This window comes from Streptomyces avermitilis MA-4680 = NBRC 14893, assembly GCF_000009765.2.
Lineage (GTDB): Bacteria > Actinomycetota > Actinomycetes > Streptomycetales > Streptomycetaceae > Streptomyces > Streptomyces avermitilis.
Window position 1 is genome coordinate 8,208,841 of record NC_003155.5, and the last position, 15,446, is coordinate 8,224,286.

The 15,446-nt window shown below is 72.6% G+C and carries 13 protein-coding genes and 1 pseudogene; 12 read left to right on the forward strand and 2 right to left on the reverse strand.

Annotation, left to right across the window (positions count from 1 at the left end):
- Positions 1-519 precede the first annotated feature (519 nt).
- Complete coding sequence (locus tag SAVERM_RS35350; protein WP_010988276.1) at positions 520-1,950, forward strand: RsmB/NOP family class I SAM-dependent RNA methyltransferase; 1,431 nt, start codon at positions 520-522, stop codon at positions 1,948-1,950.
- On the opposite strand, the gene SAVERM_RS35355 is transcribed toward SAVERM_RS35350, so the two are convergent.
- Entirely contained in the window at positions 1,931-4,135 is a 2,205-nt protein-coding gene (locus SAVERM_RS35355; protein WP_042493930.1) for an MMPL family transporter, read from the reverse strand. The two genes, SAVERM_RS35350 and SAVERM_RS35355, sit on opposite strands and share 20 nt — an antisense overlap.
- A gap of 135 nt (positions 4,136-4,270) precedes the next feature.
- On the opposite strand from SAVERM_RS35355, the gene rpe reads away from it, so the two are divergent.
- From rpe to SAVERM_RS35395, 8 genes are all read left to right on the forward strand, one after another.
- A complete protein-coding gene (gene rpe, locus SAVERM_RS35360; RefSeq protein WP_010988278.1) occupies positions 4,271-4,957 on the forward strand; it encodes a ribulose-phosphate 3-epimerase in 687 nt (228 codons plus the stop codon).
- A gap of 78 nt (positions 4,958-5,035) precedes the next feature.
- Positions 5,036-6,079 (forward strand): sugar-binding transcriptional regulator, encoded by a 1,044-nt coding sequence (locus SAVERM_RS35365; RefSeq protein WP_010988279.1) that lies wholly within the window; start codon positions 5,036-5,038, stop codon positions 6,077-6,079.
- A gap of 41 nt (positions 6,080-6,120) precedes the next feature.
- On the forward strand, positions 6,121-6,528 hold the full coding sequence (locus tag SAVERM_RS35370; protein ID WP_010988280.1) for a guanyl-specific ribonuclease: 408 nt from the start codon (positions 6,121-6,123) through the stop codon (positions 6,526-6,528).
- Complete coding sequence (locus SAVERM_RS35375) at positions 6,525-6,902, forward strand: barstar family protein (protein ID WP_010988281.1); 378 nt, start codon at positions 6,525-6,527, stop codon at positions 6,900-6,902. Before SAVERM_RS35370 ends, SAVERM_RS35375 begins: the two co-directional genes overlap by 4 nt.
- Positions 6,903-7,009: 107 nt before the next feature.
- Positions 7,010-8,452: a GuaB1 family IMP dehydrogenase-related protein gene (locus SAVERM_RS35380; protein WP_042494618.1), complete on the forward strand. Its 1,443-nt coding sequence runs from the start codon at positions 7,010-7,012 to the stop codon at positions 8,450-8,452.
- Between the two features lie 86 nt (positions 8,453-8,538).
- The gene (locus SAVERM_RS35385; protein WP_010988283.1) at positions 8,539-9,039 is read left to right on the forward strand and encodes a GNAT family N-acetyltransferase; all 501 of its coding nucleotides are present in this window, start codon (positions 8,539-8,541) and stop codon (positions 9,037-9,039) included.
- Between the two features lie 251 nt (positions 9,040-9,290).
- Positions 9,291-10,769, forward strand: coding sequence for an amino acid permease (locus tag SAVERM_RS35390; RefSeq protein ID WP_010988284.1), 1,479 nt, complete (start codon positions 9,291-9,293; stop codon positions 10,767-10,769).
- 10 nt (positions 10,770-10,779) lie between these two features.
- Complete coding sequence (locus SAVERM_RS35395) at positions 10,780-11,232, forward strand: Lrp/AsnC family transcriptional regulator (protein WP_010988285.1); 453 nt, start codon at positions 10,780-10,782, stop codon at positions 11,230-11,232.
- Here the strand turns inward: SAVERM_RS35395 and SAVERM_RS40675 are convergent.
- Positions 11,229-11,438, reverse strand: a pseudogene (locus SAVERM_RS40675) (UTRA domain-containing protein); the annotation flags it as partial. The gene SAVERM_RS35395 and the pseudogene SAVERM_RS40675 sit on opposite strands and share 4 nt — an antisense overlap.
- A gap of 249 nt (positions 11,439-11,687) precedes the next feature.
- On the opposite strand from SAVERM_RS40675, the gene SAVERM_RS35400 reads away from it, so the two are divergent.
- Genes SAVERM_RS35400 through SAVERM_RS35410 form a run of 3 tightly spaced genes read left to right on the forward strand, consistent with a single transcriptional unit; the run spans position 11,688 to position 15,013 of the window.
- On the forward strand, positions 11,688-14,099 hold the full coding sequence (locus SAVERM_RS35400) for a sensor histidine kinase (RefSeq protein WP_037646587.1): 2,412 nt from the start codon (positions 11,688-11,690) through the stop codon (positions 14,097-14,099).
- Positions 14,089-14,628: a roadblock/LC7 domain-containing protein gene (locus SAVERM_RS35405; protein WP_010988288.1), complete on the forward strand. Its 540-nt coding sequence runs from the start codon at positions 14,089-14,091 to the stop codon at positions 14,626-14,628. The genes SAVERM_RS35400 and SAVERM_RS35405 overlap by 11 nt, the downstream gene beginning before the upstream one ends.
- A gap of 7 nt (positions 14,629-14,635) precedes the next feature.
- Complete coding sequence (locus SAVERM_RS35410; protein ID WP_010988289.1) at positions 14,636-15,013, forward strand: DUF742 domain-containing protein; 378 nt, start codon at positions 14,636-14,638, stop codon at positions 15,011-15,013.
- The last annotated feature ends 433 nt before the right edge of the window (positions 15,014-15,446 follow it).

Sequence of the window (15,446 nt, forward strand, 5' to 3'; positions counted from 1 at the left end):
TATGCCCAGCCGTCCCTTGCGGGACCGGTAGCGCGTGGCTCCGCCAGGCGGCCCCGTCGACGCACGCCCCGCCTCGGGTCGGCCCCCGAGCCAATGGCACCGCCGAGCCGGGCCGTGTGCCCGCGGAGGTGTGATCGCCGAGTTGGGTGGCGCGGCTTACGGACGTACGACCGCTGAGCCGGGTCGTGTGCCGGTGGGGGTGTGATCGCCGAGTTGGGCGGCGCGCTCACGGACGTATGACCGCTGAGCCGGGTCGTGTGCCCGCGGATGTAGGCCGCCGAGCCCGGGTCGTGTGCCTGCGAAGACGTGACCGCCGAGCTGGGCGGCGCGCTCACGGACGTATGGCGTGTGCCTGCGCAGACGTGACCGTCCAGCTGGGCCCCGTGGCTCACGGACGTGTGACCGTCCAGGTGGGCCCCGCGTCCGCGGACGGATCGTCGCCCGGGGCGGCTGCGCCCCGTAGCCCCCACGACGTAGGCTGAAAGGCGCACTTCTCCCCAGATCCGGAGCACCTTTTTCGTGAGCGAGCAGTCCCGTCAGCCCCGTAAGCCGGGCAAGCCCCACCGTCGTCCCCAGAAGGACCCCGTCCGCTTCCTCGCCTTCGAGGCGCTGAGGGCGGTGGACGAGCGGGACGCGTACGCGAACCTCGTCCTGCCGCCGCTGCTGCGGAAGGCGCGCCAGAAGGGCGACTTCGACGGGCGGGACGCGGCGCTCGCGACCGAGCTGGTGTACGGGACGCTGCGCCGGCAGGGGACGTACGACGCGGTGATCGCGGCCTGTGTCGACCGGCCGCTGCGCGAGGTCGATCCGCCGGTGCTCGATGTACTGAGCCTCGGTGTGCATCAGCTGCTCGGCACCCGGATTCCCACCCACGCCGCGGTGTCCGCCTCCGTCGAGCTCGCCCGCGTGGTGCTCGGCGACGGGCGCGCCAAGTTCGTCAACGCCGTACTGCGCAAGGTCGCCCAGCACGACCTCGACGGCTGGCTGGAGCAGATCGCGCCGCCGTACGACGACGACGCCGAGGACCATCTCGCCGTCGTGCACTCGCATCCGCGGTGGGTCGTCTCCGCGCTGTGGGACGCGCTGGGCGGCGGGCGCGCCGGGATCGAGGACCTGCTGGAGGCCGACAACGAGCGGCCCGAGGTGACCCTCGTCGCCCGCCCGGGGCGCTCCACCGCCGGTGAACTCCTCGGCGTACTCGGCGAGGAGTCCGCGCTGCCGGGCCGCTGGTCGCCCTACGCCGTCCGCCTCACGGAGGGCGGCGAGCCCGGTGCCATCGACGCCGTGCGGGAAGGCCGTGCCGGCGTACAGGACGAGGGCAGCCAACTCGTCGCGCTGGCGCTCGCCAACGCCCCCCTCGACGGGCCCGACCAGGCCTGGCTGGACGGCTGCGCCGGGCCCGGCGGCAAGGCGGCCATGCTCGCCGGTCTCGCCGCCGAGCGCGGTGCCGTGCTGCTCGCCTCCGAGAAGCAGCCGCACCGGGCCGGGCTGGTGGCGAAGGCCCTCGCCGGGAACCCGGGGCCGTATCAGGTGATCGCGGCCGACGGCATCCGTCCGCCGTGGCGGCCCGGCACCTTCGACCGGGTGCTGATGGACGTGCCCTGCACGGGGCTCGGCGCCCTGCGCCGTCGGCCCGAGGCCCGCTGGCGGCGGCGGCCCGAGGACCTGGACGGCTTCGCGCCGCTGCAGCGCGGCCTGCTGCGCACCGCCCTCGACTCCGTGCGGGTCGGCGGTGTCGTCGGCTATGCCACCTGCTCGCCGCACCTCGCCGAGACCCGCGCGGTCGTCGACGACGTCCTCAAGCACCACACGGTCGCGGCCGAGCTGATCGACGCCCGCCCGCTGCTGCCGGGCGTACCGGCGCTGGGCGAGGGCCCCGACGTACAGCTCTGGCCGCACCTGCACGGCACCGACGCCATGTATCTGGCGCTCATCCGCCGGACTGCCTGACCTCCGCGTCGGGCGCCGCCACGGTGGCGGCGGCGCCGGCGTCGCCGCCGTCCTCGTGCGACAACCGGTGCGGCCACCACACCTTGGGGCCCCCGTCCAGGAACAGCGCCGTGACCAGCACCGACCGCACGACGAACGTGTCCAGGAGCACGCCCAGCGCCACCGCGAAGCCGATCTCCGCGAAGGCGACCATCGGGAGTGTGCCGAGAGCGGCGAACGTGCCGGCCAGCACCAGCCCCGCCGAGGTGATCACCGCGCCGGTCGCGGCGAGGCCCGTCACGACGCCGGGCCGGGTGCCCCGGCGGGCCGCCTCCTCGCGGATGCGGGTGGTCAGGAAGATGTTGTAGTCGATGCCGAGGGCCACCAGGAACACGAAGACGAACAGCGGGAAGTCCGTCTGCTCGCCGGCGTAGTCGAAGAGGTGCCGGAAGGCGAGCGCGCTCGCGCCCAGCGCCGCCGCGAAGGACAGCACGACCGTCCCGATCAGCAGCAGCGGTGCCACCAGGGCACGCAGCAGCAACCCCAGGATCAGCAGGACGACCACCAGGACCGCCGGGATGACCACCAGGTTGTCGTGCGTCGTCGCCGCGTCCATGTCGAGCAGCGCCGCGCTGCCGCCGCCCACCCGCGCCCGGGCGTCGGGCACGGCGTGCACGGCGTCGCGCACCCGCTCCACGGTCCGTTTCGCGGCGTCGCTGTCGGACGGGTCGGTGAGGGTCGCCTCGAACAGCACCTTGCCCCCGGACGACGGTTTCGTCCCCGGCGGCACGGTGACGCTGTCCGCCACCACGCCCTTCGTCCCCGCGACCGCCTTCCGTACCTGGTCGCCCCGCGCCTGATCCGCGACGACGACCAGCGGATCGCCGGTGCCCGCCGGGAAGTACCGCGCCGACACCTCCTGGCCGACGATGGAGTCGGGCCTGCCGGTGAAGGCGTCCGCGTTGCCGATGCCGCTCGCGCGGAGCTGGAGCAGGCCCAGGGAGAGCGCCGCGAGGACGAGCGCCGTGCCGCTCCACACGAGGCGCGGACGGTGGGCGATACGGCGGCCCATGCGCGCCCACAGGCCCCGTTCCGTGGGGTCGGCCGCGCCGAAGTGCGGGATCGCGGGCCAGAAGATCCAGCGGCCGAAGACCAACAGCAGGGCGGGGAAGAGCGTCAGCATCGCCAGCAGCGCGATCGCCACCCCGATGGCGGCCACCGGACCCAGGCCGCGCGTCGAGTTCATCTCGGCGGCGAGCAGCACCAGCATGCTCAGGACGACGGTCGCGCCGGAAGCGAGCACGGCCGGGCCCGCCCGGTTCAGGGCGAGTGCCATCGCCTCGTGGCGGTCCTCGTGGCGGCGCAGCCCCTCCCGGTAGCGGGCGACCAGCAGCAGCGCGTAGTCCGTGCCCGCGCCGAAGACGAGCACGGTGAGGATGCCCGCGCTCTGCCCGTTGACGGTCAGACCCGTGTGTTCGGCGAGGAGATAGATCAGCGCCTGGGCGGTGAACAGCGCGGCGACCACACCGGTCAGCGGGACGAAGATCAGGGTGATGCTGCGGTAGGTGACCAGCAGCATCACGATCACGACGCCCATCGCGGAGAGCAGCAGCGTCGAGTCGATGCCCTCGAAGGCCTTGGAGAAGTCCGCCGAGGTGCCCCCGGGCCCCGTGATGTGCACGGCGAGCCCGCCGCCGCCCCCGCCCACCTGGTCGCGGAGGGAGTCGACGGCCGGGGCGAGCTCCTGCCAGCCCTTCTCGTCCATGGTGATGGGCACGTGGATCTGGGCGGCCTCGGGCGCCGACGGGGTGTCGTAGGCGGGCCCGCGGCTCTCGTCGCCGCGTACCCCGTGCGCCGTGAGTCCCTTGATCCGGTCGGCGTCCCGGGCGATCCGCCGCTTGTCCTGCGCGGTCAGCCCGCCCTCGCGCGCGTACACGACGACCGCGGGGATCTGCTCCGGCCTGAACGTGCCGGACGTGACCAGGACTTGGGTGGACTCGGCCGAGCCCGGCAGCCAGGACGCCGCGTCGTTGTCCTGGGCGCCGGTGAGCTTCGACGCGAGCGGTGCCGCGACCACCAGCAGCACCAGCCACAGCGCGACGATCAGCCACTTGCCGCGCCGTCCGCACACGCATCCGACGAGTCCCCGGGGCAGCACGGATCCGCTGAGTCCCCGGCGCGCACGGCGCCCTTCTCCGACCGTCATGGCGCCCCCCGTGGCCGCTTGTGGAGCCGGTGGCCCGGCCAGCATGGCACGCGGGGCCCCGGCGCGACATCCGCATGACGGGACCGGCTTTGGACCGGGGAGAGCAACCGGCCCGGGGCATGGCAGGCTTGGGGCATGGCCGTGCAGATCAACCCCAGCATCCTGTCCGCCGATTTCGCCCGTCTCGCCGAGGAGGCCAAGGCGGTCGAAGGCGCCGACTGGCTCCATGTCGACGTGATGGACAACCATTTCGTACCGAACCTCACGCTCGGCGTGCCGATCGTAGAGGCGCTGGCGCGGGCGACGGACACTCCGCTGGACTGCCATCTGATGATCGAGGACGCCGATCGGTGGGCGCCGCAGTACGTGGAAGCGGGTGCCGGTTCCGTCACCTTCCACGCCGAGGCGGCCGCCGCGCCGGTGCGGCTCGCCCGCGAGATCCGGGCCAAGGGGGCCCGTGCCTCCATGGCGCTCAAGCCCGCGACGCCCATCGAGCCGTACGAGGACCTGCTGCCCGAGCTCGACATGCTGCTGATCATGACGGTCGAGCCGGGCTTCGGTGGCCAGGCGTTTCTTGACATCATGCTTCCGAAGATCCGCCGCACCCGTGAGCTGATCAGCAAGCACGGGCTCGAACTCTGGCTCCAGGTCGACGGCGGAGTCTCGGCTTCCACCATCGAGCGGTGTGCGGAGGCGGGCGCGGACGTCTTCGTCGCGGGGTCGGCGGTGTACGGGGCGGCGGACCCCGCAGACGCGGTACGTGCATTGCGCACCCAAGCCGAGGGGGCGACGGCCCTCGCCTCCTGGGCGTGCGACCACTGAACCAACGGAACCTGAACGACGACCGTCCGGGCTGATCAAGTACGCGGGATCTGCGAGGATGAACGGCGAATCCAGAGTGTGAACAGCAGTGAGGAGATGGCCGTGTCTGGTATGTCGGCGGGCCGGTCAGCGATGCGGATGGGACCCGCTGAGCTGGTGCAGGCGGCGGCCATGGCCCGCCGCTTCTACCTCGAGGGCAAGTCCAAGATCCAGATCGCCGAGGAGTTCGGCGTCAGCCGCTTCAAGGTGGCAAGGGTCCTGGAGACCGCTCTCGAACGGGATCTCGTGCGTATCGAGATCCGCGTGCCCGCCGAGCTGGACGCGGAGCGCTCCGACGCGCTGCGCGCCCGCTACGGCCTCAGGCACGCCGTTGTGGTCGAGTCCCCGGCCGAGGCCGAGGAGTCGCCCGACCCGGAGAACCTCGGTGAGGTGGCCGCTGACCTGCTCGGCGAGCTGGTCACCGAGGGCGATGTGCTGGGTCTGGCCTGGGGCCGGTCCACCATCCACATGGCGGCGGCCCTCGACCGGCTGCCACCCTGCACGGTGGTGCAGCTGACGGGCGTGTACGACGCCGGGACCGCCGAGCGCGGCTCGGTGGAAGCGGTGCGACGTGCCGCGCAGGTGTCCGGCGGGGACGCCCACCCCATCTACGCGCCGATGCTGCTGCCGGACGTGGCCACCACCGCGGCACTGCGCAACCAGACGGGGATCGCGCGGGCCTTCGAGTACTTCGACAAGGTCACGGTCGCCTGTGTCTCCATCGGCTCCTGGGAGCCCGGCATCTCGACGGTGCACGACATGCTCAGCGACGAGGAGCGCGCCCACTACGCGTCCCTCGGGGTCGCCGCCGAGATGTCCGCGCACCTCTTCGACGCCGACGGCCGCCGGGTCGGGCGGGACCTGGGGGAGCGGTGCATCACCGTCAAGGCGGACCAGCTGCGCCGTGTCCCCGAGGTCGTCGCGATCGCGGGCGGACAGCGCAAGGCGGCGGCGATCGACGCGGTGCTGCGGTCCGGTCTGGTCACCAGCCTGGTCACGGACACATCGGCGGCGGACTACCTGATGGCGGCGGGTCCCACGCCCAGGCCCGCACTCAACCGGGCGGACCCGGACGGCCCCTGACCGCGCGCCCGCGGAGGGACGGCTGTGACAGCATCGGCGGCATGCTGCTGCGGTCCGTCCCCCGTGTGCTCGCGGGGCTGTTCGTCTGTCTGGCCGTTCTGCTCACCGGCTGTTCGCCGACCGGGCCGACCAAGGCGCCCGCCTCGTCCGCGCGTCCTTCATGGGCCGCCGGCATGGCCACGGTCAAGGAGTCCCAGCTCCCCGCCGAGGCCCGGCAGACCCTCGCCCGCATCGACCGGGGCGGCCCCTTCCCGTACGCCATGGACGGCGCGGTCTTCGGGAACTTCGAGCGGCTGCTGCCCCGGCACCAGCGGGGTTACTACCACGAGTACACGGTGAAGACGCCCGGCTCGCGCGATCGCGGGGCCCGGCGCATTGTCACGGGGCAGAGCGACGAGATCTACTACACCGATGATCACTACAAATCGTTCAGGGCGGTGCTGAGATGACCGACGGCACGCTCGCCGACGTACTGCGCGCCTGCGGCTGGACCCCTATCGAGCTGGACCTCGGCGGGGTCACCACCAAGCCCGCCTTCATGGACCGTGTCGCCCTCGCCCTCGGCCTGCCCGACTGGTTCGGGCGCAACTGGGACGCCCTCGCCGACTGCCTCGCCGACCTGTCGTGGGCACCGCCCGCCCGGGGACGGCTGCTCGTCATCACCGGATGGCAGGAGTACGCGCTGGCGGCGCCGCACGACTGGGGTATCGCCCAGGAAGTGTTCGGCGAGGCCAGTGACCGCGGGCGTGGCACCGGCACCGAACTCCATGTCGTACTGGCTCTCGGAGGATCCTCCCAAGGCACCTCTGACCAGCCTGGATGATCTGTCCGGGCCCCGCACACCCGGTGTCATGGGAGAATGAAGTACGTGCTCTTCCCCCTGGCTGACCTGTCCGGGGGCCACCTCTGATCGACTGGGATGTGCAGCACGTGCGTTTCCTCAACGACATCAAGCCCCCGTACGACCTGACGTACGACGACGTCTTCATGGTGCCGAGCCGCTCCGCGGTCGGCTCCCGGCAGGGCGTGGACCTCACCTCCCCGGACGGCACGGGCACCACCATCCCGCTGGTCGTCGCCAACATGACCGCGATCGCCGGCCGCCGCATGGCCGAGACCGTGGCCCGCCGCGGCGGCCTCGTCGTCATTCCGCAGGACATCCCGATCGAGGTCGTCACCGAGGTCGTCTCCTGGGTCAAGGGGCGTCATCTGGTCCTGGACACGCCGATCGTGCTCGTCCCGCACCAGACCGTCGCGGACGCGCTGGCCCTGCTGCCGAAGCGGGCGCACAACGCGGGTGTCGTAGTGGACGAGGACGGCCGCCCGGTCGGTGTGGTCACCGACACCGACCTGACCGGCGTCGACCGCTTCACTCAGCTGTCCGAGGTCATGTCGAGGGATCTGCTGCTGCTCGACGCGGACATCGAACCGCGCGAGGCCTTCAACAAGCTCGACGGCGCCAACCGCCGCTACGCGCCCGCCGTCGACCGCGACGGCAGGCTGGCGGGCATCCTGACCCGCAAGGGCGCCCTGCGCGCCACGCTGTACACGCCCGCCACCGACGCCGACGGCAGGCTGCGCATCGCCGCCGCGGTCGGTATCAACGGCGATGTCGCGGGCAAGGCCAAGCAGCTGCTCGACGCGGGTGTCGACACGCTCGTCATCGACACGGCGCACGGCCACCAGGAGTCGATGATCAGCGCGATCAGGACCGTGCGCGCGCTCGACCCCCAGGTGCCGATCGCCGCAGGCAACATCGTCGCCGCCGATGGTGTGAAGGACCTGGTCGAGGCGGGCGCGGACATCATCAAGGTCGGGGTCGGCCCCGGCGCCATGTGCACCACCCGCATGATGACGGGTGTGGGCCGGCCGCAGTTCTCGGCCGTCATGGAGTGCGCCGCCGAGGCGAAGAAGTACGGCAAGCACGTGTGGGCCGACGGCGGTGTCCGTCACCCGCGCGACGTCGCGATGGCGCTCGCCGCCGGCGCGTCCAACGTGATGATCGGCTCCTGGTTCGCAGGCACGTACGAGTCGCCGGGCGACCTTCAGCAGGATGCCGACGGGCGCCTGTACAAGGAGTCGTTCGGCATGGCGTCGGCGCGTGCGGTGCGCAATCGCACGTCGGAGGAGTCGGCGTACGACCGCGCCCGCAAGGGCCTGTTCGAGGAGGGCATCTCCACCTCGCGCATGTTCCTCGACCCGGGCCGCCCGGGCGTCGAGGACCTGATCGACTCGATCATCGCGGGCGTCCGCTCCTCGTGCACCTACGCCGGCGCCAACTCCCTGGAGGAGTTCACCGAGAAGGCCGTGGTCGGCATCCAGAGCGCGGCCGGCTACGCCGAGGGCAAGCCGCTGCACGCCAGCTGGAGCTGACCCGCGACGCCCCTTCGAACGGCCCCCGTGGTACGCCCGCGGGGGCCGTCGGCGTACCGCCGCCGCCAGGGCCTAGCGTTGGCCGGATGAAGATCGCCATGTGCAGGGCCGCCGATGTCGCGCTCCTCGACCAGTACATCGGCTCCGCCGGCGTCACGTCCTCCCACGCCCGCCGTTTTGCCTGCCAGGAGGCGGGAGAGAGCACCTACCTCGTCGCCTGGCTCGACGACCGGCCCGTCGGGCACGCGGAGGTGCGCTGGACCGGCTGCGCCGCTGCCGAGGTGCGGGCCGCCCGCCCCGGGTGTCCCGAGATCAACGGGCTGGGCGTCTGGCCCGGGGAACTGCGTTCGCGCGGCATCGGGAGCGCCTTGATCCGCGCGGCTGAGGAGCTGACCCGGGAGCGCGGCCTCGACGTCATCGGTCTGGGGGTGGGTACGGACAATCCGCGCGCGGCCGAGCTGTACGCGCGGCTCGGGTACCGGCCCCTGACCGGGTACGTCGACCGCTGGTCGTACGAGGGCGGGGACGGGACGACCCACGAGTGCGCCGACCCGTGCACCTTCCTGGTCAAGGAGCTGCCGCGCTGACCGCGAGACGGCACCGCGGGGCCGTTGCGCAACCATCGAAAGGGCTTGCGCAACGAACACGCGCCTGGCTGCGATGAACGCAACGATCTTGCGGAGATGCGCAAGGTTGCTGCATTACGCCCGTGAAGCCCGGCCTCGTAGGGTCAAGCGCTGTACGTGGCGTGGCGAGGACCCCGCTCGGTGGGTCCCCGTTGCCAGGGGGTGCCGCCGGTCCCCGCCGCCCTGACCGGCAGCGATGAAGGAGCCGATGCGTGCTCGACCAAGGCGCACCCCCGCAGTCCCGCAGTCATCCCTCGGCCCCGGGCCTCGGCGCCCGCCTGATGCGCCGTAAGCCGGTGGAAAACCTGGTCGCCGAGGGCGGCCAGGGCGAGGGTGGCACTTTGCGCCGCTCCCTCGGCCTCTGGCAGCTGACCATGATCAGCATCGGTGCCACCCTCGGCACCGGAATCTTCGTGGTGCTCGGCGAGGCGGTGCCGAAGGCGGGCCCCGCCGTGACCCTGTCCTTCGTGATCGCCGGTCTCACCGCGCTCTTCTCGGCCCTCTCCTACGCCGAGCTCGCGGGCACCATCCCGGTCTCCGGGTCCTCGTACTCGTATGCGTACGCAACGATGGGTGAGCTGATCGCCTGGATCTGCGGCTGGTGTCTCGTCCTGGAGTACGGCGTCTCGGTCGCCGCCGTCGCGGTCGGCTGGGGCGAGTACCTCAACGAACTCCTCGACGGCACCATCGGCGTCACCATCCCGGACGCGCTCTCCGCGCCGCCCGGCGACGGCGGCATCTTCAATCTGCCCGCGCTGATCGTCGTCCTGCTCGCGATGGCGTTCCTGCTGGGCGGCGCGAAGGAGTCCGCGCGCGCCAACACGATCATGGTGATCGTGAAGATCGCCGCGCTGCTGATGTTCTGCGCGATCGGCATCCAGGGCTTCAAGTCCGGCAACTACGAGAACTTCATGCCGCTGGGCATGGCGGGCGTCAGCGCCGCCGGGGCCACGCTCTTCTTCTCGTACATCGGCTTCGACGCGGCCTCCACGGCCGGCGAGGAGGCGAAGAACGCGCAGCGCGACCTGCCGCGCGCGATCATGCTCTCGCTCGTCATCGTGACCGCGCTGTACGTGCTCGTCGCCGCCGTCGCCGTGGGTGCCAAGCCCTGGAAGGGGTTCAACGACTCCGAGGCCGCGCTCGCCGGGATCATGAAGGACGTCACCGGACAGACCTTCTGGGGCACCCTGCTCGCCGCCTGTGCCGTCATCGCCATCGCCAGTGTCGTCCTGACCGTGCTCTACGGACAGACCCGCATCCTCTTCGCGATGGCCCGGGACGGCCTCGTGCCCAAGGTGTTCGCGCGCGTCCACCCCAAGACGGGGGCGCCCCGCGCCAACACCGTCATCGTGTCGCTCTTCTGTGGTGTCCTCGCCGCCGCGATCCCGCTCGGGCAGCTCGCCGACGCCACCAGCATCGGCACCCTCTTCGCCTTCGGGCTGGTCAACATCGCGGTCGTGGTGCTGCGCCGGACCCGCCCGGACATGCGGCGCACCTTCCGGGTGCCGCTGTCCCCGGTGCTGCCGGCGATCGGCTTCGCGCTCTGCGTCTGGATGATGGGCAGTCTCTCGGCCGTCACCTGGGTGGTCTTCGGAGTCTGGATGGCCGTCGGGCTCGTGTTCTACTTCAGTTACGGCCACCGCCGTTCCCGGCTGGCCACGGCAGACACCGCAGTATCCGCACAGAAGTGAACCACCCACCTTGCTGAACGATCTCGACGAACGCATCGTGCACGCCCTCGCCGAGGATGCCCGCCGCTCCTATGCCGACATCGGCCAGGAGGTCGGTCTGTCCGCGCCCGCCGTGAAGCGGCGCGTGGACCGGCTGCGCGCGACCGGCGCCATCACCGGATTCACCGTACGGGTGGACCCGGCGGCGCTCGGCTGGGAGACCGAGGGGTTCGTCGAGATCTACTGCCGCCGCAACACCTCGCCGGAGACCATCCAGCGGGGTCTGGAGCGCTACCAGGAGGTCGTGGCCGCCTCCACCGTCACCGGTGAGGCGGACGCGGTCGTCCAGGTCTTCGCCTCCGACATGCGCCACTTCGAGCGAGTCCTGGAGCGGATCGCCGGGGAGTCGTTCGTGGAGCGTACGAAGTCCGTGCTGGTGCTCTCTCCCCTGCTGCGACGGTTCTCCTCGGGGTCGCCCACCTAGCCCGCGGGCTTGCGGGCCAGCGCGTTGTTCCCCGTCGAGTGGTGCGCGCCGAAGCTCACGGCGTCCGAGCGGTAGTGGTCGTCCGACCGCTCCGCCGGGCGCCCTTCGCGTGCCGTGGTGACCCGGCGGACGCGCAGCGGCGGGCTGGTGCGGCGCACGCCGAGCGGTCCGGCGTCCCGCGCACTTGCCGCCACCGCGTCGAGGACGCCCCTGGCCGGACATCGCCGGCGACGACCGGCCCTCGGACCACGCGGCGGTCATCACCACCTGCGCCGTGCGCAGCCATGCCGACCGAGCCGGTGTTACCCCAGGCAACCATTGCGGTCCGGGCGGGCCATCCCGTAGGTTGAGCGCTCGCTACCGGCGGGTAACACCGGTGGGTAACGCCGGTGGGCAACGCCGGGGGGACCGACCAACGCCCGGCCACCCGACCGTTCCGCCGTCCTGGGGAGACCATGCGCTGGCCCATCGGCCGTCCCACCACGGTCCGTGCGCGGATCGTGGCGCTGGCGCTCGCGCCGGTGATCGCCCTGATGGCGCTGTGGAGCTTCGCCATGGTGTCCGTCACCGGCGAACTGCGCGCGCTCGTCCGGGTCCAGGGTGTGTACGAGGACTTCGGCACACCCGTCGACACGGCGATCGGGCAGATCCAGATCGAACGGCGGCTCTCGGCCGGGTACCTGGGCGCCGACCACCGTACGGCGCGGGCCCCCGACCTGATGGAACAGCAGCACCGCACCGACCTGGCCCTGACCGCCCTGCGCGACGCGGTCCGGGACGGGGACCGGGGCCGGCTCTCCGACCGGCAGCGGCATGCCCTCGACGCCATGCTCGACTCCACCGGCCGGCTGGAGAAGCTGCGCGATCGCGTGCTGTCCCGGGACATCACCTGGGACCGCGCGGTGGCCGAGTACAGCGGCCTGGTGGAGCCGGGCTTCGACGTCCAGTCCACCCTCACCGCGCTCCAGGCCGGGCAGCTGGCACGCGAGGCGCAGGTCGTCATCGAGCTGGTGCGGGTGCGGGAGTTCGTGTCGCGCGAGGACGCGCTCGTCGCCGGGGCGCGGGCCGCCGGAACGCTCACCGACCGCCAGTACGACGCGCTCACCGCGACGATCGAGGACCGCCGGGTCTTCGAGCGGACGTATGTGCCGGACCTTCCTTCCGACTCGCGGGCGCTGTTCGAGGAGTTCCAGCGCGGCGCCGTCCACCGCGCGTTGACGAGGGGCGAGGACGCCCTGCTGCGGGCGGGGGCGGACCGGGCGGGCGAGGCCGTGGCGGCCGACTCCTGGCGCACTACCACCGACCGTGCCGTCAAGCGCTACATGCGGCTGTGTACGCGGTCGGCCGTCAACTCCGCCGACCGGGGACGGGCGTTCGCCTACCGGGAGCTGGCCAAGGCCGCGGTCGTCGGGGTCCTCGGGCTGGCCGCCGTGGGCCTGTCCCTGTGGTTCGCGGTGCGCGGCGCCCGGCGCATCTCGCGCCGGCTGGAGCTGCTGCGGGACGCCGCCGATCTGCTGACCAACCACCAACTGCCCGACGTGATGACGCGGTTGAGCGCGGGCGAGGACGTGGACGCGGTGGCCGAGGCGCCGCCGCTCGCCGATGGGGAGCTGCGGCCCGACGAGATCGGCCAGGTCGGCCGCTCCTTCAACACCGCACGCCTCGCGGCCGTCGAGGCCGCCGTCAAGCAGGCCGGCCTGCGGCGCGGGCTCTTCGCGGTGCTCCTCAACATCGCCCGCCGCAACCAGGCGCTCGTGCACCGTCAGCTGAAGCTCGTCGACACGCTGGAGCGGCGTACGGACGACCCGGACGTCCTGGAAGAGCTGTTCCGGATCGACCATCTGACCACCCGGATGCGGCGCCACGCGGAGAGCCTGATCATCCTCTCCGGCGCGGCGCCCGGCCGCAGATGGCGGCGGCCCGTGCCCGTCGCGGACGTCGTGGCCTCCGCGGTGGGCGAGATCGAGGACTACGCCCGCGTGGTGGTTCCGCCGATGCCGGAGGTGGGCGTCGCGGCGGACGCCGTCGCGGACGTCGTCCATCTGATCGCCGAACTCGCCGAGAACGCCACCGTGTTCTCGCCGCCCCACACCCGGGTCACCATGCGCTGCGGCCGGGCGCAGGGCGGCTTCGTCCTGGAGATCGACGACCGGGGCCTCGGCCTCGGACCCGACCAGATCGAAGAGGCCCACCGCACCCTCACCGGGCCCGACGACTTCGACCCCACCCAGCACGACCGGCTCGGGTTCTACGTGGTGGGGCGACTCGCCGCGCGGCACGGCATCGAGGTCACGCTGTGCCGGTCGCCGTACGGCGGCACGACCGCCGTCGTGCTGCTGCCGGAGGCGGTGCTCGCGACCGTGGAGCCCGCGGCGGCGGACGCGGAGCCTCGCGCCGCGCGGCGGGAGCCGGCCTCGCGGAGCGGCACCGCGCCGGCCGCCCGCGAGCAGGCGTCGGACGGTCCTCGCGAGCCGGCGTCGGAGCGTCCTCGTGAGCCGGCGTCGCAGCGTCCCCCTGAGCAGGCGCTGGACCGTCCTCGTGAGCAGGCGCTGGACCGTCCTCGTGAGGTGAGCGTGGAGCGCGACCGAGAGTGGCTGCGGCGCCGTACGGCGGACACCGGCCCGGACCCGGGCGCGCCCGCCCTGCCCACCCGCACACGTCAGTCCTCGCTCGCCCCCGGCCTGCGCACCGAAGGCCCGGCCGCCGACGAGACGCCGGAACGTGCGGTGACCCCCGAGGAGGTGCGCGCGGTGTTCGGGGCCTTCCAGCGCGGCCTCGACCGTGGCCGTAAGGGGATCCCGGCGCAGGCCGGCCCCCAGGAGCGAACCGACACCGAGGAAGGAACGGACCCCGACGATGCACCGTGAGCAGGCCCCCGAGCACCGTGATCGAACCTCCGAGCACCGCGATCGGACCCCCGAGCGCCGTGACCGGACCCCCGAACCGCCCGGCCGGGCTTCCGGGCCGGCCGCCCCCGCCCCCGCTTCCGAGCCGCCCGGCACGGACCTCGGCTGGCTGCTCGAGGACCTCGTGGCCAGAACCGACCATGTCCGCCAGGCCGTCCTCCTCACCGCGGACGGCCTCCCGCTCAGTGCCTCGGACGGCATGCGCGCCCGGGACATCGAGCACCTCGCCGCCGTCTGCTCCGGTTTCCACAGCCTGGCCCGGTCGGCGGGGGAGCGGTTCGCCGCCGGCGACGTACGGCAGACCATGGTGATGCTCGACGACGCCTACCTCTTCATCACCCCGGCGGGCGACGGCTCCCGGCTGGCAGTGCTGAGCGAGGTGCAGACGGACGTCGGTCAGCTGGCCCACGAGATGGCGCTGCTGGTCCGCCGGGTCGGGCGCCACATGGACGCCGCCGTGCGGTCGGCCGTCCACAGCGCCGGTTCCTGAACCGGCTGTGACCGACGACCACTGGTACGAGGACGAGACCGGGCCGATGGTGCGCCCCTACACCGTGACGCGGGGCCGGACCCGGCCCTCCGACCGGCACACCATCGACCTGATGTCCCAGGTCACAGCCCTGGAGACGGATCAGGGGCGGCCAGGCGTCGATCACGCCCGCGCGTCCCTGCTCGACCTGGTGCGCCGCGGGCCGCGGCCGGTCGTCGAGCTGGCCGCGGACGCCGACCTGCCCCTGACCGTCGTACGCGTGCTGCTCGGCGACCTCGCCGAGGCCGGTCTGCTGCGCATCGACGCGCCGCGGCGGATGGTGCCGGGCGGCACCGTCGACCCGGAGCTGCTGCGCGAGATCGTGGAGAGGCTGCGCGAGCTGTGACGACAGGGCCTGGAAGGCGAGCCGGGTCCACCCGGCGCCGCGCTGTCGTCTCGGACCGCGGCGGATCCGGCCGCCCCGGTGGTGAACAGCCCGGCGACACCGACCACGACGAGCCCCGTACGACGCGCGGGGCGCGCCACGGCGGTCCTTTCCGCAGGTGAAGCGGCCTGCCACACGGTTCCGCCGCCGCGCCCGCGCCCCATCGTGCCGCGGCCGCCGCCATGCCCCTGCCGTCCGGTGGGGGCACGGCTGTGATCTGCCTCTCGCGGAGGGCGGGGCCCACGTCTCGGGACGCGCAACGAATCGCCGCCGGACCGGTGACCTACGCAACGATTCGTTCACTGGCACGCAACGGCTCCTCCTTGTCCGGCCGAGCCCGCCGACCGTACGGTCTATCTGGCCCCCAAACCCCCTCCGTCCGGTGGAGAACACG

What these genes read in the sequence shown, in the direction of transcription:
- SAVERM_RS35400 (WP_037646587.1), top strand. Translation starts at nt 11,688, where the DNA reads ATGCGCTGGCCCATCGGCCGTCCCACCACGGTCCGTGCGCGGATCGTG.
- SAVERM_RS35355 (WP_042493930.1), bottom strand. Translation starts at nt 4,135, where the DNA reads ATGACGGTCGGAGAAGGGCGCCGTGCGCGCCGGGGACTCAGCGGATCC.
- SAVERM_RS35375 (WP_010988281.1), top strand. Translation starts at nt 6,525, where the DNA reads ATGACCGACGGCACGCTCGCCGACGTACTGCGCGCCTGCGGCTGGACC.
- SAVERM_RS35370 (WP_010988280.1), top strand. Translation starts at nt 6,121, where the DNA reads ATGCTGCTGCGGTCCGTCCCCCGTGTGCTCGCGGGGCTGTTCGTCTGT.
- SAVERM_RS35405 (WP_010988288.1), top strand. Translation starts at nt 14,089, where the DNA reads ATGCACCGTGAGCAGGCCCCCGAGCACCGTGATCGAACCTCCGAGCAC.
- SAVERM_RS35385 (WP_010988283.1), top strand. Translation starts at nt 8,539, where the DNA reads ATGAAGATCGCCATGTGCAGGGCCGCCGATGTCGCGCTCCTCGACCAG.
- rpe (WP_010988278.1), top strand. Translation starts at nt 4,271, where the DNA reads ATGGCCGTGCAGATCAACCCCAGCATCCTGTCCGCCGATTTCGCCCGT.